Origin of the sequence: Pseudomonas sp. HOU2 (assembly GCF_040729435.1) — a bacterium.
Taxonomy (GTDB): domain Bacteria; phylum Pseudomonadota; class Gammaproteobacteria; order Pseudomonadales; family Pseudomonadaceae; genus Aquipseudomonas.
Window position 1 is genome coordinate 2,435,172 of record NZ_CP160398.1, and the last position, 25,854, is coordinate 2,461,025.

Here is a 25,854-nt window from a genome sequence, read left to right on the forward strand (position 1 = left end):
TGGCAAGCCAGCTCCCACAGTAATCGCTGGTGTACCCGGAATTGGTGGACACCACAAAAACCTGTGGGAGCTGGCTTGCCAGCGATAGGATCTACGCGGTATCAGCGCAATTGAAACCAGGTGGTTTTCAGCTGGGTGTATTTGTCGAACGAGTGCAGCGACAGGTCGCGACCGAACCCTGATTGCTTGCCACCACCAAACGGCACGGTCACGTCGAGCGCATCGACGGTATTCACCGACACCGTGCCGGCCAGCAGCCGCCGCGCCACGCGGTGTGCGCGATGCAGATCATCGGTCCACAGCGACGCCGCCAGCCCGTAGACACTGTCGTTGGCAAGACGCACGGCCTCGTCTTCATCATCGAATGGCACCACCGCCAGTACCGGGCCGAACACCTCTTCGCGAAACAGCGGCATGTCGGCACTGACGCCGGTGAAAATCGTCGGTTCGATGAAGTTGTCCGAGCCATTGAAGCGCCGCTGCTGACCACCACACACCAGGGTCGCCCCCGCCTGCTCGGCACTGCGAATGGCGCGCAGGATGCTCGCCGTCTGCCGCTGATCGACGATCGCCCCGGCACGGCTTTGCGGGTCGAGCGGATCACCCGGCAGCCAGCGTTCGGCCTGAGCCTTCAGGCGCTCGACAAACTCATCGTGAATCGAACGCTCGACCAGCAACCGCGAGTTGGCCGAACACACTTCGCCCTGATTGAAGAAGATCCCGAACGCGGCTTTTTCCGCTGCCAGATCCAGATCCTTGCAATCGGCAAACACCAGATTGGCACTCTTGCCGCCGCACTCCAGCCACACTTGTTTCAGGTTGGATTGCGCCGAGTACTGCATGAAATATTTGCCGACCTGGGTCGAGCCGGTGAACACCAGGCAATCGACATCCGCGTGCTGGCCCAAGGCTTTGCCGGTCTGTTCACCCAGCCCCGGCAAGACGTTGAGCACACCCGCCGGCAGTCCTGCTTCCAGCGCCAGCTCGGCCAAACGCAATGCGGAAAACGGTGATTGTTCGGCCGGCTTGAGGATCACCGAGTTACCCGCCGCCAGCGCAGGCGCGAGCTTCCACGCGGCCATGTCCAACGGAAAATTCCACGGCACCACGGCAGCCACCACGCCCAGTGCTTCGCGGGTGATGGTCGCCAGCACATTGGCGGCGCCGGGGGCGATCTGGTCGTAGAGTTTGTCGATGCTTTCGGCGTACCAGCGAAACACCCCGGCGGCGCCCGGCACGTCGATGTTGTAAGCGTCCATCACCGGTTTGCCCATGTTCAGCGAATCGAGCAGGGCCAGTTCTTCGCGATGTTCTATCAGCAGATCGGCCAGACGCAGCAGCACCTGTTTGCGCTCGGCGGGCGGGCGTTGCGCCCAGGTGCCGGCCTCGAACACTTGTCGCGCGTTGCACACCGCCGCGTCCACATCCGCCTCGCCACACGCGGCGACATTGGCCAGCAACCGGCCGGTGGCAGGATTGATCGCGGCGAAGGTCTGCCCCGATTGCGCAACGCAATGCTGGCCGTTGATCACGGCTTGATCGGGAAACTTCAAGGCAACGGCCTGGCGCTGCCACTCTGCAAGTTCGAACACGAGGAATGCTCCTTGGACGTTATTGTGCAGTCGATGGTGGCGCAGGCCCGGACGGGCGAAAATTAGTAAAAATGTCTTCGCAGACAATGAAAAAACTGCTCAATCGGTTTCCCCAAAACCGCTGTGGATGACTACTGTTCAAGGACAAAAACATCGTCGCGCAGCGGACGCGGCGGCGCACAAATTGCTTGGAAGTCGAGTCCGCTCGTCCTGAGGTTTGCCGTGGCCGCCTACAATTTGCGTCAGCTGAAATACTTCATCACCACCGTCGAATGCGGCAGCGTTGCCGAAGCCTCGCGCAAGCTGTACATCGCGCAACCGGCGATCTCTACGGCGATCAAAGGTCTGGAAGACAGCTTCGCCGTGCAACTGCTGATCCGCCATCACGCCCAGGGCGTGTCCCTGACGCCGAGCGGCGCACGGTTTTTTCGCAAGGCGCAGGAGCTGTTGCGCATGGCCCGGGAGTTCGAGCAGAACGCCCTCGCCGACAACGACATCGTCGCCGGGCAGATCGACATCGGCTGCTTCGAAACGGTTGCGCCGCTGTACCTGCCGCAGTTGATCGCCGGGTTTTCCGCGTTGTATCCAGGAGTGAAAATCCGCATCCGCGACGGCGAGCAGCAGGAACTGGTGCAAGGCCTGACCTCGGGCACGTTCGATCTGGTCATCCTTTACGAACACGAACTGGATGCCACCATCCAGACCGAACCGCTGATGCCGGCGCAACGGCCGTATGCGCTGTTACCGGCCGATCATCGCTTTGCCCAGTACAAGCAAGTGTCGCTGCGCGATCTGTGTCTGGAACCGATGATTCTGCTCGACGTGCAGCCGAGCCGAACCTACTTCGTCAGCCTGTTCGAAGAACTCGGTCTGACCCCGCGCATCGAGTTCAGCTCGCCGTCGATCGAGATGGTGCGCGGCATGGTCGGCCAGGGGTTCGGCTTCTCGGTGCTGGTGACGAAGCCGCACTCGGAATGCACCTATGACGGCAAGAAAGTGGTGTGCGTCGACATTGTTGAAGATGTCACCGGTTCGGGGCTGGTGGCGGCGTGGCTCAAACGTGGGCAACTGACCAAACCGGCGCAGTTGTTCGCCGATTATTGCCGGGAACAACTGACGGGCAAGGCGCGTAGTTAGAAGCAAAAGATCGCAGCCTGCGGCAGCTCCTACAGAGGGAGCGCAAAAATCCTGTAGGAGCTGCCGCAGGCTGCGATCTTTTGCTCTTCAAGTGCCGCGCGGCTTGGCCCGCGCCGTGGCCTCGGCCACCAACGGATCATCCGGCCAATAATGCTTCGGATATCGCCCCTTCAAATCCTTCTTCACCTCGGCATAGGTGCTGCGCCAGAAGTTGGCCAGATCCTGCGTCACCTGCACCGGCCGCCGTGCCGGGGACAACAAGTGCAACTTGACCACTTGCCGTCCGCCGGCAATCCGTGGCGTCTCGGCCAGGCCGAACAATTCCTGCAAACGCACCGCGAGAATCGGCGGAAACTCGCTGTAATCCAGACGAATCGATGACCCCGACGGCACACTGATGTGATGCGGCGCCAGCTCATCAAGCTTCTGCGGCAACGGCCACGGCAGCAGATTGCGCACGATGCTCGACAGGTCCAGATTGGCGAAATGACTCAGTCGCGAGACTTTACCCAGGTAAGGCATCAACCATTCTTCCAGGGTTTTGAGCAACGTCGCGTCGCTGACATCCGGCCAATGGCTTTCGGCCTGGGCGTTCAGATCCAGTTGTCGCAGCAACGCGACACGCGCCTGCCACTGACGCAACTCCGGCGTCCACGGCAGCAACTCCAGCCCCTTGCGCCGCACCAGATTGACCAGCGCCTGACTGCGCGCCGCTTCGTCGAGACCGGTCAACGGTTCACGGCTGAGGATCAGCTCGCCAACCTTGCGCTGGCGCTCGGCGCGCAACACGCCTTCGCGTTCGTCCCAGTCCAGTTGATCGACGTTATGCACCTGCTCGGCGAGCACCGAATCGAACAGCGCCGGATCGAAATCCGCCGCCAGGTAAATCCGTTCTTCACGCTGGCCCTGACGACTGCCGAGATCAGCAATCACAATCCACGGCTCCTTCATCAGGCTGTCGGCTTCGGCGAACAGTGCAGCGCGACCATTGGCCAGACGATATTCGGCGCCACCGGCACGCCGCTGTTGGGCGACACGATCCGGGTAAGCCAGCGCCAGCAGCGCACCGAGCCAGCGCGGGTGTTCGGGATCGCTGACCGGCGCGCTGGCCTTGCCACGCAGGTAACCGCGATATTGCCGCGCCAGTTGCCGGGCGCGCTGCACGCCGCCCTGAGCACCGCGCGATGCGCGTTCCTCGCCGGAGAGCAGCACCAGGCGGCTGTGCAGATCCGCACCGGCACCGCGCAGGATATCGCGCTCGCCGAGCAGTGCCGCGACGTCACAGGCCATGTTCGCCAGCCCCAGCGCCTGACCGCGCAGCAACAGATGCGCGATGCGCGGATGCGCCGGCAACTCGGCCATGGCCTGACCGTGCGCGGTCAGCGCCTCGCCTTCGAGTGCGCCCAGGCGCTGCAACAAGTCCTGCGCCTGTGCATAAGCCGCTGCCGGCGGAACATCGAGCCACACCAGTTCCCCCGGCGTCACGCCCCAGCGTCCGAGTTGCAGCGCCAGACTCGCCAGATCCGCCGACAGAATTTCCGCACTGCCGTAAGCGGCGAGTTGCTCGTGCTGATCCTGCGACCACAAGCGGTAACACACACCCGGCTCCAGTCGCCCCGCCCGGCCCGCACGTTGGGTGGCGCTGGCCCTGGAAATGCGCTGAGTATCGAGACGGGTCATGCCGCTGCCCGGGTCGAAACGCGGCACCCGCGCCAGCCCGGCGTCGATCACCACGCGCACGCCGTTGATGGTCAGGCTGGTCTCGGCGATGTTGGTCGCCAGCACCACTTTGCGCTGGCCGACCGGTGCCGGGTCGATGGCGGCGCGCTGGGCATTCAGGTCGAGTTCACCGTGCAACGGGCAGAGCAATACGTCTTTACGCTCGCCGATGGCATCGCTCAGCTGCTGATGCACGCGACGGATTTCCGCCTGACCGGGCAAGAACACCAACAGGCTGCCGGTTTCATCGTGCAGGGCTTCGAGGACAGTCTGGGTCACGCGCTGGTCGATGTACTCGCCGGGCTGGAACGGCCGGCCCCAGCGCATCGTCACCGGGTACATGCGCCCTTCGCTGCGCAGGATCGGCGCGTCATCCAGCAACCCGGCCAGCCGCTCGCCTTCCAGCGTGGCGGACATCAGCAGAATCTTCAGCGGCTGTTCAGCTCGAAACAGTTCACGACCGTTCAAACTCAGGGCCAAGGCCAGATCGGCATCAAGACTGCGTTCGTGAAATTCGTCGAAGATCAGCAGACCGACGCCTTCCAGCGCCGGATCATCCTGCAGACGCCGGGTGAGAATGCCTTCGGTGACCACTTCGATACGGGTCTTGGGGCCGACCTTGCTGTCGAGGCGGATGCGATAGCCGACGGTTTCACCGACCTTCTCGCCCAGTTCGCTGGCCAGACGTTCCGCGGCTGCGCGCGCGGCGAGACGCCGTGGTTCGAGCATCAGAATGGTCTGCCCGGCCAGCCACGCTTCATCGAGCAAGGCCAGAGGCACGCGGGTGGTTTTACCGGCGCCCGGCGGTGCTTCGAGCACGGCTTCGTGGCGTGTCGCCAACGCTTCACGCAGGGCGGGTAAAACTTCATCGATCGGCAAAGAAATCATGCTGGCTCCCAAACAGAGGCGCGAGTATAACGGCGAACTGCCAGGCGTTTGTCAGGGTCTTAACTTCACAAGACGAAGCTTCGTTAATAGATGACTCAGGAGATTTTCCATGCGTTTACCTTCTCGCCTGATTGGCGGTGTACTGGTCGCCACCCTGCTCACTCAACTCACGGCCTGCGGCTCGATTTTCTACCCCGATCGTCGCGGGCAGATCGATGGCAAGATCGACCCGGCGATTGCCGTGCTCGACGCCGTGGGCCTGCTGTTCTACGTCATTCCCGGGCTGATCGCTTTCGCGGTCGACTTCACCACTGGCGCGATCTATTTCGAACCGGGCCACACCGCTCAGGTCGATCCGGCCAAACTCAAACAAGCCATCGGCCCGGACGGTCAGGTCGATAACCTCAAGTTGCAGGCTATTCTCGAAACTGAACTGGGCCGCAACCTGCCGCTGGACGATCCGCGCCTGATCCAGCACAAGGGCAGCACGCAACAACTGGCGATGTTTGGCCTGCAACCCGCCGCTTAAGGAAATCACATGACCACCAGCCCCGAACACGCCCGCCTGCTGCGGCTGGCAACCCGCGCTTCGGTGGCGGTGGCCTGCACGCTGATCATCGCCAAGGCCATCGCCTGGTGGCTGAGCGGTTCGGTGAGCATGCTCGCCGGCCTCACCGACTCGGCGCTGGATGGCGTCACTTCGCTGCTCAACCTGCTGGCGGTGCATTACGCGCTGCGCCCGGCCGATGACGATCACCGTTACGGCCACGGCAAGGCCGAATCGCTGGCGGGCATGGCGCAGGCGCTGTTCATCGGTGGCAGTGCGGTGCTGATTGCGTTCCAGGCGTATGAACGCATCAAGCAACCGGAGCCGCTCGGCGCGCCGTGGCTGAGCATCGGCGTGATCGTGTTCTCGCTGCTGCTGACCGCGGCGTTGCTGACGCTGCAACACCGGGTGATCAAGCAGACCGGCTCCAACGCCGTACGCGCCGACTCGCTGCATTACCGTTCGGACATGCTGCTCAACGGCAGCATTCTGATTGCGCTGATTCTCGCCGGCATGGGCTTTCATCAGTTGGACGCATGGTTCGGTCTGGGGATTGCCGGGTACATTTTGTGGAGCGCGATCCAGATCGCCCGGGAAAGTTTTTCGGTGCTGATGGATGAAGAGCTGCCGACGGACGTCAGTCAGCACATGCTCGAACTGGCCTGCGGCGTACCCGGCGTATTGGGCGCGCATGATTTGCGCACGCGGATCTCGGGCAACCACTGGTTTGTGCAGTTGCATCTGGAATTGCCGGGCGAACTGACCCTGTCAGTGGCTCACGGCATCAGCGATCAGGCGGCCGATGCGATTCACGCCGCCTACCCGCGAGCCGAGGTGCTGGTGCACGCCGACCCGCAGGAAGTGGTCAAGACCGAGCGGGCGCAAACCCGGCTTCAGTAAGACACCTGATAACCGCGACTGCTCAGGCAATTGCCCTGAGCCTGACGGTAGGCCTGCACCACTTCAGGCGCCGGTTGATAGGTCGCGGTACGCGGATCGAAACCGCTCTGCTGCACGGCGTATTGGTAGCACTGGTAACCGTCCTGCTGCACCTGTTCCGGCGACTGACCGTTGGCCGGGTAGGCCTCGACGTCATAGCCCTGGGATTGCGGCTGCGGTGGCGGCGGTTGCTGCACCGGCGGTTCGACCACGACGTAATCCTGAGTGGCTTCCTCGTAGGCATAGTAGGAGCCGGCAGCGAGGAACAGCAGCGCACCGCCGATCCACACTTCACGGGCGTAGTCCGGCAGGTAGTGAGTGCGAATCCCCCGTGGCGGCTGCACGACGATGTAGCGCGGGCCTTGCGGGCGATACCAGTAGCCGCCGGAATAGAAGTAATCCTGGCCGCGATACGGCACGCGGTATTCGCGATCCGGGAAACGATCGATCACATGCCCCGGGCGGTATTGCGGGCCTGGACCCCAACCGTTGCCATGCCCGTCCGGGCGACCCGGCCAGCGATTGTCATTGGGCCGGTTGCCGGTTTGCCATTGCTGGTTGTGGTAACTATTCTGCGGCCGCTCGTCGCGGTAGTAACCCTGGCGCGGTTCCTGAGTCTGGCGCACGGTGTCGGGCCGTGGCTGGATCGGCAGGTTGTTCGACGGTGGCGCCTGATGCACCGGTGCAGGCTGATTGGGCGCGCGGTTCTGGTTCTGCCACTGGCCGTTGTTGTGCTGCTGGCCGTTGTGTTCGAACTGGCGGCTGTTGTCGCCCCGAATGATTTCGTTGTTCTGCGGCCGCGGCTGATTTTGCGGCGGCGGATTGTTCTGCCCGCGGGGCTGATGATCGCCGCCACGACCCTGATTGCCCTGATGCTCACCGCCGTGCCCGTTATTCTCGGGGCCACGATTCTGTGGCTCGTCGGCCAGCGCTTGCGCACCGACGCTCACACACAGCAAACCAACACCGGCCAGACGCCAGATGCGCGACTTCATGCTTTTCCTCACTGCGGGTATTAAGAGGGCTTGTAACTAAGACCGGGGATACGCACACCGGGTTCTGCGACAGGTTATCAGTCACGAAACTTATTTATTGAGGAAGGCTGTGCATCGAGGCACAAAAATCGCAGACAAGAAAAAGGGAGACCCGTCGGCCTCCCTTCAGAGAACTTCGTCCTGGCTCGACGCTTTTGACGTCGGCTCACCTCACGCCGTCTTCTGGACAGTGTGCAGCTCGGGGGCCGGCACATCCCCGGTGGGGGTGGCGGCCGCGGCGGGCCTGATTGGGCGGGCCGCAGTGGACTGTGTTACCGAGCAGTGATTCTGGTGATAAGAATAGGCCGCAAGGCGCGACAGAGGATTGCGAAGATTGCTCAAATAAACACTGCTTGCGCAATTTTTAACCCTGGATAGATAATCCGCCGCAATAGTTACAACCAAGGACTGATTCATGAGCAAACTCGACCGTTACGACCTGAGCATTTTGGCGGAATTGCAGCGCGACGCCCGCATCTCCAACCAGGAACTGGCCGAGCGCATCGGTCTGTCGCCCTCCCCCTGCTCACGCCGGGTCAAGCAACTGGAGGACGACGGCTACATCTCGCGCCAGGTCGCCCTGCTCGATCGCAAGATGCTCGGCCTGAGCCTGACCGCCTACGTACTGATCGGCATGGACCGCCACACCCCGGAGCGTTTCGAGAATTTCGAAGCGGCGATCCGCACCTTGCCGCAGGTGCTGGAATGCAGCCTGGTGACGGGTGTGGATGCCGACTATCAGTTGAAAGTGGTGGTGCCGGACATGGATCACTATCAGAAGCTGTTGCTGGGGCATCTGACCCGAATTGAGGGGGTGACCAGCGTGCGCTCCAGTTTTGTGCTGAATCAGGTGCTCAACAGCACCGAACTGCCGCTGACGCATCTGCGCAGCTAACCCGCAGTCCCCCTGTAGGAGCTGCCGAAGGCTCGGGCCGCGATCGGACGATCTTTTGATCTTGCTTTTCAAGATCAAGATCAAGATCAAAAGATCGCAGCCTTCGGCAGCTCCTACAGGGGCACGTGTGGTAGAGGTGCGGCGCACCGACGCAGATCAATGCGTCCCCAGCCACCCCAGGCGTATAATCGCCCAGCCCTTTCAGCCCTGTGCGCGCCGGAGATGCCCGATGGATCCTGCAGTATTCGAAGAGTGGATGATGACTGGCCTGGTCAGCATCCTGATCATTTTCATGGGTTTCATCGTCTGGGATCTGGCGAAGAAGTCCAAGGCCGGGCGTTTCGGCTCGTTCATTCTGTTCTTCGTGCTGGGCCTGGGCGTGGCCGCGTTCATCATCAAGAGTGTGGTGATCGGCCTGATCGAATCCGGCGCTCTATAGCCGCGCCGGCACTTCCTTCCACTGGCCCTGATCAAGCCCTTCTAGCGTCCAGTCGCCAATCCGTACCCGCACCAGCCGCAACGTCGGCAGCCCCACCGCAGCGGTCATCCGCCGCACCTGACGGTTGCGCCCTTCACGAATCACCAGCTCCAGCCAACTGGTCGGCACGCTTTTGCGAAAGCGAACCGGCGGATTGCGTGGCCACAACTCAGGCTCGTCCAGTTGCCGCGCCTCGGCGGGCAGGGTCATGCCGTCGTTTAATTCAACACCGTCGCGCAGTTGCTGCAGTTGCTCGGCGGTCGGCTCGCCCTCGACCTGCACCCAGTACGTCTTGGGCAACTTGTGTTTCGGGTCGGCAATCCGCGCCTGCAACTGGCCGTCGTTGGTCAGCAGCAGCAAACCTTCGCTGTCGCGATCAAGGCGTCCGGCCGGATAGATGCCGGGTATCTCGATGAAATCCTTGAGCGTCGCCCGCCCGCCTTCGTCGCTGAACTGCGTCAGCACATCGAACGGTTTGTTGAACAGGATCAACTTCGGCTCGGCCGGCGGCGCCTTGGCGACACGGCGCGGTGAGGACGACTGAGGCTTTGCGCCTGGACGGCGGGAAGGTGGACGCGGGGGACGGGACATGGCGAAAAGAACATCTAACGGTCAGGGCTGCTAATGCTAGTGCCCCGACCGTCAAATGACCACGACTAACCGTTAGCGGAACGGCGGCTCGTCGAAGCTGCGCAGTTTGCGCGAGTGCAGCGAGTTGAGTTCGGTGCGCAGCAGGTCCACCGCTTCGATACCGATCTTCAAGTGCTGGCTGACCGCGCGCTCGTAGAACGCGTTGGCCGAGCCCGGCAGCTTGATTTCACTGTGCAGCGGTTTGTCCGAAACGCAGAGCAACGTGCCGTACGGCACCCGCAGGCGATAACCCTGTGCGGCGATGGTGCCGCTTTCCATGTCCACCGCCACGGCGCGGGACAGGTTGATCAGCGGACGTTCCTGCGCCCAGCGCAGTTCCCAGTTGCGGTCGTCGTAGGTCAGCACGGTACCGGTACGCAGACGCTTTTTCAGCTCCTCGCCCTTCTCGCCAGTGATATTGGCCGCGGCTTGCTGCAGCGCCAGTTGCACCTCGGCCAGCGCCGGGATCGGAATGTTCGGCGGCACCACGCGGTCGAGAATCCCGTCGCGACGCATGTAGGCGTGAGCCAGCACATAGTCGCCAATGGTCTGCGACTGACGCAGGCCGCCGCAGTGACCGATCATCAGCCAGCAATGCGGACGCAACACCGCCAGGTGGTCAGTGATGTTCTTGGCGTTGGACGGGCCGACGCCGATATTGACCAGGGTCACACCGTGGCCGTCATTGGCGATCAGGTGATAGGCCGGCATCTGGTAGCGGTGCCAGACCACGCCAGCGGCAATCGCCGAGGCTTCGCCGTGATCCATGCCCTTCTCGATGATCACGTTACCCGGCAGGACCATGCGCACGAAACGCGGGTCATTGCGCAGTTGCTCCAGGCCATGAACGATAAACTGGTCGACGTAGCGGTGATAGTTGGTCAGCAGGATCCACGGCTGCACATGGCGCCAGTCGCTGCCGGTGTAATGCACCAGACGACGCAGGGAGAAGTCGACCCGTGCGGCGTCGAACAGCGCCAGTGGCAGCGGGTCGGTGTTTTCCCAATCGTAGAGACCGTCGGCAATGCCATCGGTGGCAGCGGACAGGTCGGTACTCGGGAACACCCGCGCCAGCACCGCAGCGGTAACGCCGGAGCCGGCCAGTTCATCGCCCTGCTCGACCACGTACGGGTATGGAATGTTCTGCTGACTGACGCCGACTTCCACGGTCACGGTGAAGTCGTGCATCAACGGCACCAGTTGTTCCAGCAGGTATTTGCGAAACGCCTTGGGATGGGTGACGGTGACGCTGTAGGTGCCCGGCAGTTGCACCTTGGCGTAGGCGCGGGTGGTCTGCGGGACCTCGCCCTGACACAGGTAGGTCAGACGCAGTTCGGGATAACGAAACAGGGCACGCTGTTCGGCGTCAGGCTCGACGCGATCCTTGAGATACCGCTTGAGCGCCGAGTTCAGCGCAGTGGTGGCCCGCTCATGCAGCTCGGCCAGACGATCCACGGCTTGTTCGGCGGTTTGAACGACAATAAACGCTTCGGTCACGATCAGCTTCCTGTGTTCTGACTTGCAGAGCTTCATCTTGCCTGCAACATCGCGTCACGGGAACAGTGGCGTTGTGGCTGTACCCAAATCTTTCAAACAAAGCGAATCCCAGTGGGAGCTGGCTTGCCAGCGATGAGGCCGGCACATTCAATATCAATGTTGACTGACAGGTCGCCATCGCTGGCAAGCCAGCTCCCACCGGGTTTTGCAGTGTTCGAGGGACCGGGGTCAGAAACCCTGGGGGGTTGAGCGGGCGACGATGGCTTCGACGTCCAGGCCACGCGGCAACGCACCGTAGACCCGGCCGCCACCGCTCAGCCGGCTGGCAATAAACGCATCGCTGACGGTCGAATTACCGGCCTCCAGCAACAGCTTGGCCTGCAAACCGAGCGCGATGTCTTCGGTGAGTTGCCGCGCCCGATACTGAATATCGCTGGTGTCCTTGAACTGCGCCTGCAGCTGCTGAATATGCGCGGCCAAGCGCTTGTCGCCATGGCCGTCGCCCAACTCGCTGAACAGCGCATCGAGCACGCCCGGCTCTTTCGACAGCGCACGCAACACGTCCAGGCACTGCACGTTGCCCGAGCCTTCCCACGTCGAGTTGACCGGCGCCTCGCGATACAGCCGTGGCAGGATGCTCTCCTCGACATACCCCGCGCCGCCCATGCATTCGGCAGCTTCATTGATCATTCCGGGGGCACGTTTGCAGATCCAGTATTTGCCCACCGCGGTCACCAGCCGGGCGAATCTGGCTTCCTGCGAATCCTGCAGATGATCCAGCGCCTTGCCCATGCGCAGGCTCAACGCCAGCGCGGCCTCGCTTTCCAGCGCCAGATCGGCCAACACGTTCTGCATCAACGGTTGCTCGCTGAGCAGCTTGCCGCCGACCGAACGGTGCGCGCAGTGATGGCTGGCCTGGGTCAGCGCCTGACGCATCAGCGAACTGGAGCCGACCATGCAATCGAAACGGGTCATCGCCACCATCTCGATGATGGTCGGTACACCGCGCCCCTCTTCGCCGACCATCCACGCCAAAGCGCCACGGAACTCCACTTCGCTGGAGGCATTGGACTGGTTGCCGAGTTTGTTTTTCAGGCGCTGGATGTAGAACTGATTGCGTGTGTCGTCGGGGCGATGGCGCGGCAGCAAAAAGCAGGTCAGGCCCTTGTCGGTCTGCGCCAGCGTCAGGAACGCATCGCACATCGGCGCCGAGCAAAACCACTTGTGCCCGACCAGTTCATAGGCCTGGCCCGGCCCACTGGCGCCGACCGGATAAGCCTTGGTGGTGTTGGCCCGCACATCGGTGCCGCCCTGTTTCTCGGTCATTGCCATGCCGATGGTCACGCCGGCCTTGTGCGCCATGCCGACGTTGCGCGGGTCGTATTCGGTGGCGAGTATTTTCGGCAGCCACAGCTCGGCCAGATCCGGTTGCAAACGCATGGCCGGAACGCTGGCGAAGGTCATGGTCAACGGGCAACCGCTACCGGCCTCGGCCTGGCTGTGCAAATAGCTCATTGAGGCTCGGGCGACATGCGCGCCGTCCTGCGGATGCGCCCATGGCAATGAAGTCAGGCCATGTTCGATCGCGGTGCGCATCAGCTCGTGATAGGCCGGATGGAATTCCACCAGATCGATGCGATGACCGTAGCGGTCGTGGCTGTTGAACAGCGGTTTGTTCTGATTGGCAAGGAACCCGGCCTCCATCAACGGCCCGCCGGCCAGGGCACCGTAGGCATCGATCCGCGCCTCGGCCCACCCAGCACCAAAGCGGCGCGACCACTCCTGCAATGGCAGGTCGATGCGGTACAGGTTGGCGCCATCCAGCGACGGTGGCTGGTTGGTGACTTCGTGGGTTTCGGCGAACTGATGCAGGTTCATGACGGGGCTCCTTTGGTCAGCCAAGGGATTCAGTTAAGCACCGGCCCGTGGCTGATCAAAGTGTCATATGCGCCGAACTGTCGGCGCTTTCACCCTGTCAGGCGCTAAGTACCCGACGCTCCAGCGCCGTCTGCAGGTCTTCGAATTTCACCGGTTTGTTCAGGTAATCGATGCGCGTACCCGGCGCGCAGTGCTCGCGATCCGTGCCCAGCGCCAGCATGAACACCGGCAGATTGGCGCAGCCCGGCAGCGCATGGATCTGGCAGCACAAGGACGCCCCTTCGTGAGAAGGCAACTGGCAATCGATCAGCACCGCGTCGAAGGTTTCCCGTTGCAGGCAGTCGAGTGCCGCCGCGCCGTTGTCCGCCGTGCGCACACGGAAACCGAGCTTGAGCAGCATGCCGCGCATCACCAGTTGATTGACGCTGTTGTCGTCCACCAGCAACACCGTGCAGTCCTGCGGTGCGCGTGCGCTATCTCGCGAAGGTTCGGGGATTGGCGCGGGTTCGACCGCCGGCAACTCGAATTCGACGTCCAGCTGAAAACGGCTGCCGCGCCCCGGCTCGGAACGGTGAGTCAGCTTGCCGCCGAGCAGTTCGACCAGTTGCCGACAGATCGCCAGCCCCACGCCAAGGCCGCCATATTCGCGGGTCATCGAGCCGTCAAGCTGGAAGAAGCGCTGATACATCGTCGCCTCACCCAGATCGGTGAAACCGATGCCGGTGTCGATCACTGCAAACGACAGGGCCAAGCGGTTGTCCGCCGCCGGTTTGCCGGTGACCCGCAGCGCCAGGCCGCCGACCCGGGTGAACTTGATCGCGTTGTCCAGCAGGCACTCCAGGCACTGCGCCAGTTTGGCGCTGTCGCCATGCAAGCGGTCCGGCAGGGTCGGCAGCACTTCGACCTTGAAGTCCAGCGACTTGCTCGCCGCGTTGCCGTCGAACTGCACGCGCAAGGCCTCGACCACCGCGCGCAGGCTGAAGCTGCCCGGCGTCGCCTTGAGCTTGCCGGCCTGCAATTCGGTAAGGGTGAGGATGCCGTTGACCATGCGCATCATGTCCCGGGCGGAACCTGCGGCGGTTTGCTGGTATTGCTCCAGTTCAGGCTCCAGCTCGACGGTCTGCATCAGCTCCAGCGAACCGATCACCCCGTTCATCGGCGTGCGCAATTCGTGGGTCAGGGTCGCGAGGAATTCATCCTTGAGCTTGTTGCTGTGGGCCAGTTGCTGGTTGAGCACTTCGAGTTTCTGCCCGGCATCGAACAGGGTTTGCGCCTGCTGCTCGCGCATCGCGTTGATGCGGTCGGCCAGCGCCAGCGACAGCAGCGCCACTTCAATCGCCGAACCGATCTGGCTGGCGTACATGGTCAGGAACACGTTCGGCAGCAGGCCCAGCACCATCAGCGTATTGACGATGCCGCCGAGCAGGAACGCCGACCAGGCAATGATGAAGTAACGCGCCACCCGCAATCCGCGCCACCAGGCGAGGATCCCGGCGGCGAAAATCACCACTGTGAACACCAGCGCCAGCAGGGTCGCCAGGCGCAGCGACAACGCGTAACTAGTCATCAGCGACAACCCGACCACCAGCGCACCGAACGCGATCAGGGCGATCAGCAGGTAGTCGAGCCAGCGGCTGTGGGTTCGGGTCTGCAGGAAACTGCGGGCGAACTGACTGCCGAACAGCCCCGCGCAACCGATGAAAAACGGTGTGGCGGCATTGGCCCACCACGGGTTGTCCGGCCAGAAATACTCGACCGCCGCGCCGTTCACCGACAGTTGATAGAGGCCGAACGAGGCGATGTAGAAGATGTAATAGAGGTAGCTGGTGTCGCGCACGCTCAGGTAGATGAACAGGTTGTAGACCAGCATCCCCAGCAGCACGCCATAAATGATCCCCAGCACATACAGGCGCACCGGTTGATCCTCGAGGTACGCGGTGCTCGACCATAGCGTCACCGGTGCCTGGATCGAGCCTTCACTGGCCAGGCGCAAATACACGGTTTTTTGCTGGTCAGGGGTGAAGGTCAGGTCGAACAGGTAATTGTTCTGGCGGATCTCGCGACTGGCGAAGGGCAAGGCGTCGCCGGTCTGCCGGATCAGCCGATAGTCGCCATTGGCATCGGCCATATAAAGGTCGAGGTGATCGAGCGGCGGATACGCCAGCTCCAACAGCCAGGTGCGTTGCGCGGCCGGGTTGTTCGGACGGTAATGCAGGTCGATCTTCAGCCAGAACGCCGAACGCGAGTAACCGGCATTGAGCGTGGCTTTGTCGTGGGGTTTGAAATTGCCCGCCGCCGCTTGAGCGCGGACGTCGGCGATGTTCGCCTGACCGCTCGGGTCTTCGAACACTTGCAGGGAGCGACCCAGGGGCAGGCTCTGGGTATTTTCGTCGAACTCGACGGCGCTTGCGAGGAGGGGCAAGCAGAACAGCAACATCAGCAAATAGCGCATTGAAGCCCCAGCGTGGCTCGTCCGGTTGTGTCAGGAAGCCCCCCATTCCCTTTGAGTAGACGTAAAACCGGTATTACCTGTTATTGGTTTGGATCCAGACTAGCATAGCCGTTGATGGCCATTAAGCACCATCGAAATTTTTCCCACAAAGGCTCTAGAACGGGCGTTTCAGAGCAAAGCTGCGGGCTAGAGCTGTTGAGTTGGTCAACTCAATCATTGCGATCCGCTTTTGTGGCGAGGGAGCTTGCTCCCGCTCGGCTGCGCAGCAGTCGTAAAACCTGTAAATGCGCTGTGCCTGAATAAATGCAGGGGCTGCTTCGCAACCCAGCGGGAGCAAGCTCCCTCGCCACAATGGTAGCTGCAGCGTTGTCCGACAATCTGCTCGCAAACACCGTCAGGACTGAACCCCAAAATCAGCTTTGGTGGTAAGCTCGCGCACCATGAATATCTACAGCTCCCGCCCCGTTGTCCTCTGTCTCTCCGGCCACGACCCCAGTGGTGGCGCCGGCTTGCAGGCAGATATCGAAGCCTTGCTCGCGCAGGGTTGCCATGCGGCTCCGGCCGTCACCGCCCTGACCGTGCAAGACACCGTCAACGTCACTGACTTCCGCGTCCTCGACCGTGAGTGGGTACTGGCCCAGGCCAATGCCGTGCTCAACGACTCCGAAGTCGCAGCGGTCAAACTGGGCATGCTCGGTTCGCTGGAAATGGTCGACACCGTGGTCGAACTGCTTTCGGCGCACCCGCACCTGCCAGTGGTCTGCGACCCGGTGCTGCGTGCCGGCGGCGGCGGACGCCTGGGCAAGGACGAAGTCGGTTACGCGATGCGCGAGCGTCTGCTGCCGCTGTCGATCATTGCCACCCCCAACCTTCCCGAAGCCCGAATCCTCGCCGAATTGCCCGAAGGCACTGCGGACGAGTGCGCGGAAAAACTCCTGCCGTTCGTCAAAAACCTGCTGATCACCGGCGGCCATGGCGACGAAACTGAAATCCACAATCGCCTGTACAGCCGTGACGGCCTGCGGGAAACCTTTTATTGCCAGCGTTTGCCGGGCAGTTATCACGGCTCCGGCTGCACGCTGGCCAGCGCACTGGCCGGTCGGCTGGCCCAGGGTGAAAACCTCGCCAGCGCCGTGCGTACGGCACTGGATTACACCTGGCGCACCCTGCGCGATGCCGAACAACTGGGCAAAGGCCAGTTCGTGCCGCGTCGCCTGCCGCTGGACTTTTGCTCGTAACGTCGTGAGGTCTGCCTGATGAAACTCCGTGGCCTGTACGCCATCACCGACAGCACGCTGCTGGCGGGCAAGTTTCTGTCCTACGTGGAGGCGGCGCTGGAAGGCGGCGTCACCCTGCTGCAATACCGCGACAAAAGCAGCGACGAGGCCCGCCGCCTGCGCGAGGCCGAAGCCCTGCGTGATCTGTGCGAGCGCTACAAGACGCAGTTGATCATCAACGATGACGCCGAACTGGCCGCGCGCCTCAACGTCGGCGTGCACCTGGGGCAGACCGACGGCCCGCTGTCGCCGACCCGCGCCCTGCTCGGCTCCAAAGCCATCATCGGGTCGACCTGCCATGCGCAGCTCGAACTGGCTGAACAGGCCGCCAAAGAAGGCGCGAGCTATGTCGCCTTCGGTCGCTTCTTCAACTCCAACACCAAACCCGGCGCACCGAGCTGCAGCCTCGATCTGCTCGACGAGGCCAAACGCAAGCTGCACCTGCCGGTCTGCGCGATTGGCGGCATCACCCTCGACAACGCCGCGCCGCTGGTGGCCCATGGGGTCGACCTGCTGGCGGTGGTCCACGGTTTATTCGGTGCCGAAAGCACCGCCGAAGTGACCCGCCGCGCCCGCGCCTTCAACGAACTTCTGAAAATCTGATTTGAGAGCCCGATCATGTCTCGTTCCGAAACCCTGTTTGCCAATGCCCAGAAACACATTCCCGGTGGCGTGAACTCGCCGGTTCGCGCGTTCAAGAGCGTGGGCGGCACACCGCTGTTTTTCAAGCATGCCGAAGGCGCCTACGTTACTGACGAAGACGACAAGCGTTATGTGGATTACGTCGGTTCGTGGGGGCCGATGATCCTCGGCCACAGCCACCCGGACGTGCTCGACGCGGTGCGCAATCAACTGCAACACGGCCTGTCCTACGGCGCGCCGACCGCAATGGAAACCGAGATGGCCGACCTGGTCTGCTCGCTGGTGCCGTCGATGGACATGGTGCGCATGGTCAGCTCCGGCACCGAAGCGACCATGAGCGCGATTCGTCTGGCCCGTGGCTACACCGGTCGTGACAGCATCATCAAGTTCGAAGGCTGTTACCACGGTCACTCCGACAGCCTGCTGGTCAAGGCCGGCTCCGGCGCGCTGACCCAGGGCGTGCCAAGCTCCGCCGGTGTACCGGCAGCATTCGCCAAACACACCCTGACCCTGCCGTTCAACGACATCGACGCGGTTGAGAAGATGCTCGCCGAAGTCGGTCAGGACGTGGCGTGCATTATCGTCGAGCCAGTCGCGGGCAACATGAACTGCGTACCGCCGGCGCCGGGTTTCCTCGAAGGCCTGCGCGCGCTGTGCGACAAGCACGGCGTGGTGCTGATTTTCGACGAAGTGATGACCGGTTTCCGTGTTGCCCTCGGCGGTGCCCAGGCGTACTACGGCGTAACCCCGGATCTGACCACCTTCGGCAAGATCATCGGCGGCGGCATGCCGGTCGGCTGCTTCGGCGGCAAGCGCGAAATCATGGAACGCATCGCGCCGCTGGGCCCGGTGTACCAGGCCGGCACCCTGTCGGGTAACCCGCTGGCGATGGCCGCCGGTCTGACCACGCTGCGTCTGATCAGCCGTCCGGGTTTCCATGCCGAGCTGACCGACTACACCACGCGCCTGCTCGACGGTCTGCAACAACGCGCCGATGCGGCGGGTATTCCGTTCGTGACCACTCAGGCCGGCGGCATGTTCGGTCTGTACTTCAGCGGTGCCGACGACATCGTCACCTTCGAAGACGTGATGGCCAGCGACGCAGCACTGTTTGGTCGCTTCTTCCACCTGATGCTGGAAGGCGGCGTTTATCTGGCGCCGAGTGCATTCGAAGCCGGTTTCACCTCGATCGCCCACGGCGAAGCCGAGCTGAAAATCACCCTGGACGCTGCCGAACGTGCCTTCGCTGCACTGAAGTAATCGCCGTAGCGCTGACGTTGGCCATGGCCAGCGTCAGCTTTCACCTACACCTACGCACTTTTTCCCACGCCTCTGCTAAGAATCCGCCGGAAAGTGGCCGATATATTCCCCGCGCAGCAGAAAAACGAGTAAAGACTTTGTAAGGTTGGCCCTGCTTATTTCATAATGCGCGCTTATTGGATCCCTCGATGGGTCCGCGTGCCCTTCAGAGGTAAGTCGATTCCCATGAACCGCACCGGCCGCACCCTTGCCTTGGGCTGCCTGTTGCTCCTTCAGCCCCTGCTCGCGCATGCACAAGCAGGCGGCAACTCGTTGTTGATCCCGGCGATGGGTCGTTGCACCCTCAACACTCAGCCGCAAGACGTCACGCAGGCACTGGCCGCCTGCCAGAAAGCGGCGGACGAAGGGGATGCGCAAGCGCAATACGAGTTGGGTGAGTTCTACTACGACGGCAAGAATGCGCCACGCGACCTCAATCAAGCCCTGAGCTATTTCGAAAAGGCCTCGTTGCAAGGCCACGCTCAGGCGCAGTTCAAGCTCGGCACCATGTTCTTCCACGGTGAAGGCGTGCAGGCCAACAACATTCAGGCCTACATCGTGCTGAAGATGGCCGCGGTCAACGGCGCCGAAGATGCGCTGGACACCGCTGACGAAGTCTCCGAAAAAATGTCCCGCGAAGACCTCGAAACCGCGACCCAGGTGCTAGGGCAAATTTTCCGTAAATACTTGATGGAACTGCAGAGCGCCGATGGGCGTACGCCGTTTTCGCCTTTGCCATAAGGGCTTTTGTGGCGAGGGAGCTTGCTCCCGCTGGGTTGCGAAGCAGCCCTAAACCCTGCAAGCACTTTTTTCCTGATACACCACAGAGCCTGATACTGCGACTGCTGCGCAGCCGAGCGGGAGCAAGCTCCCTCGCCACAAACTCACTCCTATCCAGAATCTGCTGTTACTTCTCAGGCATCGGCATCGGAAACGGCATCACATTGCCGACTGCGCCGCGGGCTTCGCTGATTTTCGGGGTGCCCAGACGCTCTACCTCGTCGATGCGCACGATCGAATGCATCGGCACAAAGCTGCGCACCACGCCTTCGAACTGCGCCTTGAGCTTCTCTTCGCTCGGATCGACCACCACTTGCGTGCGCTCGCCAAAGACGAACTCTTCCACTTCCAGAAAACCCCACAGATCACTTTGATAGATCTGCTTGGCGTACATTTCGAACACCTGGCCCTGGTTGAGGAAAATCACCTTATAGATTGGAGCTTCGCGTTTGGTCATGGCGGGGGGATAACATCGGGGATAAAAATGAGGGCGCAAACTATAGCATAGCCGCCGGACGCACAGCGGTAGGAACCTGAGGGCTTGTTCCCTATAATGCGCGGTTCTTTGAATCAGGTGACGACCTTACTCCATGGCCAAGAAGCTTTACATCGAAACCCACGGTTGCCAGATGAACGAGTACGACAGCTCGCGCATGGTCGATCTGCTGGGCGAACATCAGGCCCTGGAAGTCACCGCCCGCGCCGAAGACGCTGACGTGATTCTGCTCAACACCTGCTCGATCCGCGAGCGCGCCCAGGATCGGGTGTACTCGCAGCTGGGCCGCTGGCGCGAACTGAAACTGGCGAACCCGGACATGGTGATCGCCGTCGGTGGTTGCGTGGCCAGCCAGGAAGGCGCGGCGATCCGTGATCGCGCGCCGTACGTCGATGTGGTCTTCGGCCCGCAAACCCTGCACCGCCTGCCGGAAATGATCGACGCCGCACGCAGCAGCAAGCTGCCGCAAGTCGACGTCTCATTCCCGGAAATCGAAAAATTCGACCATTTGCCCGAGCCACGCATCGATGGCCCGAGCGCCTACGTGTCGGTGATGGAAGGTTGCAGCAAGTACTGCACGTTCTGCGTAGTGCCTTACACCCGTGGCGAAGAAGTCAGCCGGCCGTTCGATGACGTGATCGCCGAGATCATTCACCTCGCTGAAAACGGCGTGCGCGAAGTGACCCTGCTCGGGCAGAACGTCAACGGTTATCGCGGTACGACTCATGACGGTCGCCTGGCCGATCTGGCCGAGCTGATCCGCGTGGTCGCCGCCGTCGATGGCATCGACCGTATTCGCTACACCACTTCGCACCCGCTGGAGTTCTCCGACAGCCTGATCCAGGCCCACGCCGAAGTGCCGGAGCTGGTCAAACACCTGCACTTGCCGGTGCAATCGGGTTCCGACCGGATCCTCGCGGCGATGAAGCGCAACCACACCGCGCTGGAGTACAAATCCAAGCTGCGCAAACTCCGCGCCGCCGTGCCGGGCATCTGCATCAGCTCGGACTTCATCGTTGGCTTCCCCGGCGAGACCGAAAAAGACTTCGAACAGACCATGAAGCTGATTGCCGATGTCGGCTTCGACTTCTCCTACTCGTTCGTCTACAGCCAGCGCCCGGGCACCCCGGCGGCCGATCTGGCCGACGACACCCCGGAAGAGCTGAAGAAAGAACGCCTGAACGCCTTGCAACATCGTCTGAATCAGCAAGGGTTCGAGATCAGCCGACAAATGGTCGGTTCGATCCAGCGCATTCTGGTCACCGACTACTCGAAGAAAGACCCGGGCGAGCTGCAAGGGCGCACCGAGAATAATCGTATCGTCAACTTCCGCTGCGATAATCCGACCCTGATCGGCCAGTTCGCCGACGTGCACATCGACGCCGCGCAACCGCACTCGCTGCGCGGCTCGCTGATCCAGTAATAGATATCAGAAGCACAGAGAAACCTGTGGGAGCTGGCTTGCCAGCGATGAGGCCATCAGCCCCGACAAATATGTCGCCTGCTGCACCGCTATCGCTGGCAAGCCAGCTCCCACAGTGGACAGCATTGTTCTTCAGAATGTACTCATCCATTTAAGAGCTTTCGCACCCACGCCACTGGCGTTATCCTTGATTTCATCTTAATTGCCCCAGGGCGGCTAAATACGACCTTGAACGCACCCATAGAACCACATCGTTTTATCCTCGAGCCCTTTGAGGCTCGCCGCTTCGCCAATCTGTGCGGGCAATTCGACGAGCATCTGCGCTTGATCGAACAGCGCCTGGCCATCGAGATCCGCAACCGCGGAAACCAGTTCGAACTGATCGGCGACCCCAAGCACACCACGTCTGCGGAAAACCTGCTGCGCCGCCTGTACCGGGAAACCAAGGGTACCGAGCTGTCGCCGGACATGGTGCACCTGTTCCTCCAGGAATCGGCCGTCGTCGAGCTGGATAACCACGCCCCCGCCGAAGCCTCCGTCGCCCTGCGCACCAAGAAAGGCATGATTCGCCCCCGCGGCTTGAATCAGCTGCGCTACGTGAAGGAAATCCTCGGTAACGACATCAACTTCGGCATCGGCCCCGCCGGTACTGGCAAGACCTATCTGGCCGTGGCTTGCGCCGTCGATGCCCTGGAGCGCGAGCAGATCCGCCGCATCCTGCTGGTGCGTCCGGCGGTCGAAGCGGGTGAAAAACTCGGCTTCCTGCCCGGCGACCTGAGCCAGAAGATCGACCCGTACCTGCGCCCGCTGTACGACGCCCTCTACGAAATGCTCGGCTTCGAATACGTGGCCAAGCTGATCGAGCGCCAGGTGATCGAAGTCGCGCCGCTGGCCTACATGCGTGGTCGTACGCTGAACAACAGCTTCATCATTCTCGACGAAAGCCAGAACACCACCGTCGAGCAGATGAAAATGTTCCTGACCCGGATCGGCTTTGGCTCGACTGCAGTCATCACTGGCGACATCACCCAGGTCGACCTGCCGCGCGGGACCAAGTCCGGGCTGCATCATGTGATCGAAGTGCTCAAGGACGTTCCGGGTATCAGCTTCACCCATTTCCAGCCCAAAGACGTTGTGCGTCACCCGTTGGTGCAACGGATCGTCGAGGCCTACGAGCGCTTCGAGACCCGTGCCGAAGCTGCCAGGGAAACCTCGCGCGATGCTTGAGCTGGATCTGCAAATCGCTACCGAAGCGAACGCCCCGAGTGAAGCCGACTTCCGCCAATGGTGCGAACTGGCTCTGCGCCAGCGCAGCGCCGACTCGGAAATGACCATTCGCCTGGTCGACGAGGAAGAAGGTCGCGAACTCAATCACACCTGGCGCCACAAGGATTACGCGACCAACGTCCTGTCGTTCCCGGCGGAAGTCCCGGACGAGTTTCTCGACATCCCGCTGCTCGGCGATCTGGTGATCTGCGTCGCGGTGGTCGAGCGCGAAGCTGCCGAACAAGGCAAGGAACTCCAGGCCCATTGGGCACATCTAGTCATTCACGGCTGCTTGCATCTGCTCGGTTACGACCATATAGATGACGACGAAGCCGAAGAAATGGAAGCGCTGGAACGCGAGTTGCTTGCCGAACTGGGCTATCCCGATCCGTACGCGGACGACGAAACCGAAACATCCCCTATCGTTACAACAAAGGATTCAGAGTAATCGCTATGAGCGAAGATCGATCGAGCAACGGGCAGAAGTCATGGCTGGGTAAACTGACCCAGGCTTTTGCCCACGAGCCGAAGAACCGTCAGGAGCTGCTTGAGCTGCTGCGTGATGCACATCAGAACAAACTGCTGGACAGCGAAGCGCTGGCCATCGTCGAAGGCGCCATTCAGGTGGCTGACCTGCAAGTGCGCGACATCATGGTCCCGCGCTCGCAGATGATCAGCATCAAGGCGACCCAGACCCCTCGTGAATTCCTCCCGGCCGTGCTCGACTCGGCCCACTCGCGCTACCCGGTCATCGGCGAAAGCCACGACGACGTGATGGGCGTGCTGCTGGCCAAGGATCTGCTGCCGCTGATCCTCAAGGAGAACGGCGACAGCTTCAACATCAAGGACCTGCTGCGCCCGGCCACCTTCGTGCCGGAGTCCAAGCGTCTGAACGTGTTGCTGCGTGAATTTCGCGCCAACCACAACCACATGGCCATCGTCATCGACGAGTACGGCGGCGTGGCCGGTCTGGTGACGATCGAAGACGTGCTGGAACAGATCGTCGGCGACATCGAAGACGAGCACGACGTCGAAGAAGACAGCTACATCAAGCCACTGCCCAGCGGTGACTTTCTGATCAAGGCCCTGACACCGATCGAAAACTTCAACGAGTTCTTCGACAGCGAATTCTCCGACGACGAGTTCGACACTGTCGGCGGTCTGGTGATGAGCGCCTTCGGGCACTTGCCAAAACGCAACGAAATCACTGAAATCGGCGCCTATCGTTTCCGCATCCTGAATGCCGACAGCCGTCGGATTCATTTGCTGCGACTGACCCCTATCGCCCGGTAAGAAATCTAAGGACTGAAATGCGCTGGACAACCCGCCCCGGCTGGCCCGGTAACCTGCTGGCCGTGGCGGCCGGTGCAATCACCACCTTCGCCCTGGCGCCGTTCAACATCTGGCCGCTGGCTTTGCTCGCGGTCGGCCTGTTCTACGCCGGCCTGCGCGAGCTGAAACCGCGTCAGGCGCTGGGCCGTGGCTGGTGTTTCGGTTTCGGCCTGTTCGGCGCCGGCACCAGCTGGATCTACTACAGCATCCACCATTTCGGTGGCGCCTCGGTGCTGCTGGCCGGGTTCCTGATGCTGTTGTTTACCGCTGCGATCGCGTTTTTCTTTGCCCTGCCCGCCTGGGTCTGGGCGCGTTGGTTGCGCCGCAATGAGGCGCCGCTGGCCGATGCCTTGGCGTTTGCTGCGTTGTGGGTCGGTCAGGAAGCGTTTCGCGGCTGGTTCCTCACCGGTTTCCCGTGGCTCTACTCCGGCTACAGCCAGCTCGACGGCCCATTGGCCGGGCTCGCGCCAGTGGGTGGCATGTGGTTGGTGTCCTTCGTTCTGGCGCTGACTGCGGCGCTGATCTATAACGCGCCGCGCTTGCTGCAATCCGGTCGCAAGGGCTTTATCGCGGCCGGTTTGGTGTTACTGGTCGGGCCTTGGGTAGCCGGTATTGCGCTCAAGGGCCACGCCTGGACCAGTCCGTCCGGCCCGGCACTGAGCGTCGCCGCGATTCAGGGTAACGTCGAACAAAGCATGAAATGGGATCCGGCGCAGCTCAATGCGCAACTGGCACTGTATCGCGATCTGAGTTTTCGCTCCAAACCCGTGGATCTGCTGATCTGGCCGGAAACCGCCGTTCCGGTGCTCAAGGAGTCCGCCGAGGGCTACCTGAACATGATGGGCAACTTCGCCGCCGAGCGTAAATCGGCGCTGATCACCGGCGTGCCGATCCGCGAAACGGTTCGCCACGAAAAACGCTTCTTCAACGGCATCACCGTGGTCGGCGAAGGCGATGGCACTTACCTCAAGCAGAAACTGGTGCCGTTCGGTGAATACGTACCGTTGCAGGATCTGCTGCGCGGGTTGATTGCGTTCTTTGATTTGCCAATGTCCGACTTCGCTCGTGGGCCGGCGGATCAGGCGTTGCTGCAGGCCAAGGGTTATCAGATCGCGCCGTTCATCTGCTACGAAGTGGTGTACCCGGAGTTTGCTGCCAGTCTGTCGGCACGCAGCGATCTTCTGCTGACCATCAGCAACGACACCTGGTTCGGCACCTCGATCGGCCCGTTGCAACACCTGCAAATGGCGCAGATGCGCGCGCTCGAAGCGGGCCGCTGGATGATCCGCGCCACCAACAACGGCGTGACCGGACTGATCAACCCGTTCGGGCAAATCACCGAGCAGATTCCGCAGTTCGAGCAAGGCATCCTGTATGGCGAAGTAGTGCCGATGCACAACCTGACGCCTTATCTTGAATGGCGTTCGTGGCCGCTGATCATCGTCTGTGTGCTGCTGTTCGGCTGGGCGCTGATGGCGAGCCGGATGTCGAAAACCCTTTAAAAGCAGGTCACTGACCTTGTGGCGAGGGAGCTTGCTCCCGCTCGGCTGCGAAGCAGTCGTAAATCCAGCGCACGCGATCTGTCCAAGACAGTGCGTTTACCTGGATCAAGCCTGCTGCGCAGGCCAGCGGGAGCAAGCTCCCTCGCCACAA

General features: G+C 61.8%; 22 protein-coding genes. 14 read left to right on the forward strand and 8 right to left on the reverse strand.

Features of this window, described 5'->3' with window-relative positions:
- Positions 1–101: 101 nt before the first annotated feature.
- The gene (locus tag ABV589_RS10945; RefSeq protein WP_367085820.1) at positions 102–1,592 is read right to left on the reverse strand and encodes an aldehyde dehydrogenase; all 1,491 of its coding nucleotides are present in this window, start codon (positions 1,590–1,592) and stop codon (positions 102–104) included.
- Positions 1,593–1,814: 222 nt separating this feature from the next.
- Here ABV589_RS10945 and ABV589_RS10950 point away from each other — a divergent pair, with 222 nt between their 5' ends.
- A complete protein-coding gene (locus ABV589_RS10950; protein WP_367085821.1) occupies positions 1,815–2,729 on the forward strand; it encodes a LysR family transcriptional regulator in 915 nt (304 codons plus the stop codon).
- Positions 2,730–2,816: 87 nt separating this feature from the next.
- Here ABV589_RS10950 and hrpB read toward each other — a convergent pair whose 3' ends face one another.
- On the reverse strand, positions 2,817–5,336 hold the full coding sequence (hrpB, locus tag ABV589_RS10955) for an ATP-dependent helicase HrpB (protein WP_367085822.1): 2,520 nt from the start codon (positions 5,334–5,336) through the stop codon (positions 2,817–2,819).
- Between the two features lie 109 nt (positions 5,337–5,445).
- Here hrpB and ABV589_RS10960 point away from each other — a divergent pair, with 109 nt between their 5' ends.
- Positions 5,446–5,865, forward strand: a complete 420-nt coding sequence (locus ABV589_RS10960; protein ID WP_025108718.1) for a hypothetical protein — start codon at positions 5,446–5,448, stop codon at positions 5,863–5,865.
- 9 nt (positions 5,866–5,874) lie between these two features.
- Entirely contained in the window at positions 5,875–6,783 is a 909-nt protein-coding gene (locus tag ABV589_RS10965; protein ID WP_041065074.1) for a cation diffusion facilitator family transporter, read from the forward strand.
- On the opposite strand, the gene ABV589_RS10970 is transcribed toward ABV589_RS10965, so the two are convergent.
- The gene (locus ABV589_RS10970) at positions 6,777–7,817 is read right to left on the reverse strand and encodes a DUF6515 family protein (protein ID WP_367085823.1); all 1,041 of its coding nucleotides are present in this window, start codon (positions 7,815–7,817) and stop codon (positions 6,777–6,779) included. The genes ABV589_RS10965 and ABV589_RS10970 overlap by 7 nt on opposite strands.
- 454 nt (positions 7,818–8,271) lie before the next feature.
- On the opposite strand from ABV589_RS10970, the gene ABV589_RS10975 reads away from it, so the two are divergent.
- Both ABV589_RS10975 and ABV589_RS10980 read left to right on the forward strand, forming a co-directional pair.
- Positions 8,272–8,751, forward strand: coding sequence for an Lrp/AsnC family transcriptional regulator (locus ABV589_RS10975; RefSeq protein ID WP_007909658.1), 480 nt, complete (start codon positions 8,272–8,274; stop codon positions 8,749–8,751).
- 229 nt (positions 8,752–8,980) lie between these two features.
- Positions 8,981–9,190 (forward strand): DUF2788 domain-containing protein, encoded by a 210-nt coding sequence (locus tag ABV589_RS10980; RefSeq protein ID WP_003228500.1) that lies wholly within the window; start codon positions 8,981–8,983, stop codon positions 9,188–9,190.
- Here the strand turns inward: ABV589_RS10980 and ABV589_RS10985 are convergent.
- From ABV589_RS10985 to ABV589_RS11000, 4 genes are all read right to left on the reverse strand, one after another.
- Positions 9,185–9,820 (reverse strand): pseudouridine synthase, encoded by a 636-nt coding sequence (locus ABV589_RS10985; RefSeq protein WP_367085824.1) that lies wholly within the window; start codon positions 9,818–9,820, stop codon positions 9,185–9,187. The two genes, ABV589_RS10980 and ABV589_RS10985, sit on opposite strands and share 6 nt — an antisense overlap.
- Positions 9,821–9,892: 72 nt before the next feature.
- Positions 9,893–11,392, reverse strand: a complete 1,500-nt coding sequence (gene amn / locus ABV589_RS10990) for an AMP nucleosidase (protein WP_177434769.1) — start codon at positions 11,390–11,392, stop codon at positions 9,893–9,895.
- A gap of 192 nt (positions 11,393–11,584) precedes the next feature.
- A complete protein-coding gene (locus tag ABV589_RS10995; protein ID WP_367085825.1) occupies positions 11,585–13,234 on the reverse strand; it encodes an acyl-CoA dehydrogenase family protein in 1,650 nt (549 codons plus the stop codon).
- Between the two features lie 97 nt (positions 13,235–13,331).
- The gene (locus ABV589_RS11000; protein WP_367085826.1) at positions 13,332–15,686 is read right to left on the reverse strand and encodes a 7TM diverse intracellular signaling domain-containing protein; all 2,355 of its coding nucleotides are present in this window, start codon (positions 15,684–15,686) and stop codon (positions 13,332–13,334) included.
- 440 nt (positions 15,687–16,126) lie between these two features.
- On the opposite strand from ABV589_RS11000, the gene ABV589_RS11005 reads away from it, so the two are divergent.
- From ABV589_RS11005 to ABV589_RS11020, 4 genes are all read left to right on the forward strand, one after another.
- The gene (locus ABV589_RS11005) at positions 16,127–16,924 is read left to right on the forward strand and encodes a hydroxymethylpyrimidine/phosphomethylpyrimidine kinase (RefSeq protein WP_007960553.1); all 798 of its coding nucleotides are present in this window, start codon (positions 16,127–16,129) and stop codon (positions 16,922–16,924) included.
- An 18-nt stretch (positions 16,925–16,942) separates the two neighbouring features.
- Positions 16,943–17,566 (forward strand): thiamine phosphate synthase, encoded by a 624-nt coding sequence (thiE, locus tag ABV589_RS11010; protein WP_367085827.1) that lies wholly within the window; start codon positions 16,943–16,945, stop codon positions 17,564–17,566.
- A 15-nt stretch (positions 17,567–17,581) separates the two neighbouring features.
- Entirely contained in the window at positions 17,582–18,865 is a 1,284-nt protein-coding gene (hemL, locus tag ABV589_RS11015) for a glutamate-1-semialdehyde 2,1-aminomutase (RefSeq protein ID WP_329695785.1), read from the forward strand.
- 225 nt (positions 18,866–19,090) lie between these two features.
- Complete coding sequence (locus ABV589_RS11020; RefSeq protein WP_003228518.1) at positions 19,091–19,645, forward strand: tetratricopeptide repeat protein; 555 nt, start codon at positions 19,091–19,093, stop codon at positions 19,643–19,645.
- 166 nt (positions 19,646–19,811) lie between these two features.
- Here ABV589_RS11020 and ABV589_RS11025 read toward each other — a convergent pair whose 3' ends face one another.
- Positions 19,812–20,141 carry a DUF1820 family protein gene (locus tag ABV589_RS11025; protein ID WP_003185742.1) on the reverse strand — a complete coding sequence of 110 codons (330 nt, stop codon included), beginning with the start codon at positions 20,139–20,141 and terminating at the stop codon, positions 19,812–19,814.
- A 133-nt stretch (positions 20,142–20,274) separates the two neighbouring features.
- Between ABV589_RS11025 and miaB the strand changes: the two genes are divergently transcribed.
- From miaB to lnt, 5 genes are all read left to right on the forward strand, one after another.
- The gene (gene miaB, locus ABV589_RS11030) at positions 20,275–21,603 is read left to right on the forward strand and encodes a tRNA (N6-isopentenyl adenosine(37)-C2)-methylthiotransferase MiaB (protein WP_064589373.1); all 1,329 of its coding nucleotides are present in this window, start codon (positions 20,275–20,277) and stop codon (positions 21,601–21,603) included.
- Positions 21,604–21,831: 228 nt separating this feature from the next.
- Positions 21,832–22,830, forward strand: a complete 999-nt coding sequence (locus ABV589_RS11035) for a PhoH family protein (protein ID WP_007960560.1) — start codon at positions 21,832–21,834, stop codon at positions 22,828–22,830.
- Positions 22,823–23,317: an rRNA maturation RNase YbeY gene (gene ybeY / locus ABV589_RS11040; RefSeq protein WP_367085829.1), complete on the forward strand. Its 495-nt coding sequence runs from the start codon at positions 22,823–22,825 to the stop codon at positions 23,315–23,317. The genes ABV589_RS11035 and ybeY overlap by 8 nt, the downstream gene beginning before the upstream one ends.
- 5 nt (positions 23,318–23,322) lie before the next feature.
- Positions 23,323–24,162: an HlyC/CorC family transporter gene (locus tag ABV589_RS11045; protein WP_003228526.1), complete on the forward strand. Its 840-nt coding sequence runs from the start codon at positions 23,323–23,325 to the stop codon at positions 24,160–24,162.
- A 17-nt stretch (positions 24,163–24,179) separates the two neighbouring features.
- A complete protein-coding gene (gene lnt, locus ABV589_RS11050) occupies positions 24,180–25,703 on the forward strand; it encodes an apolipoprotein N-acyltransferase (protein WP_367085831.1) in 1,524 nt (507 codons plus the stop codon).
- Positions 25,704–25,854: the final 151 nt, after the last annotated feature.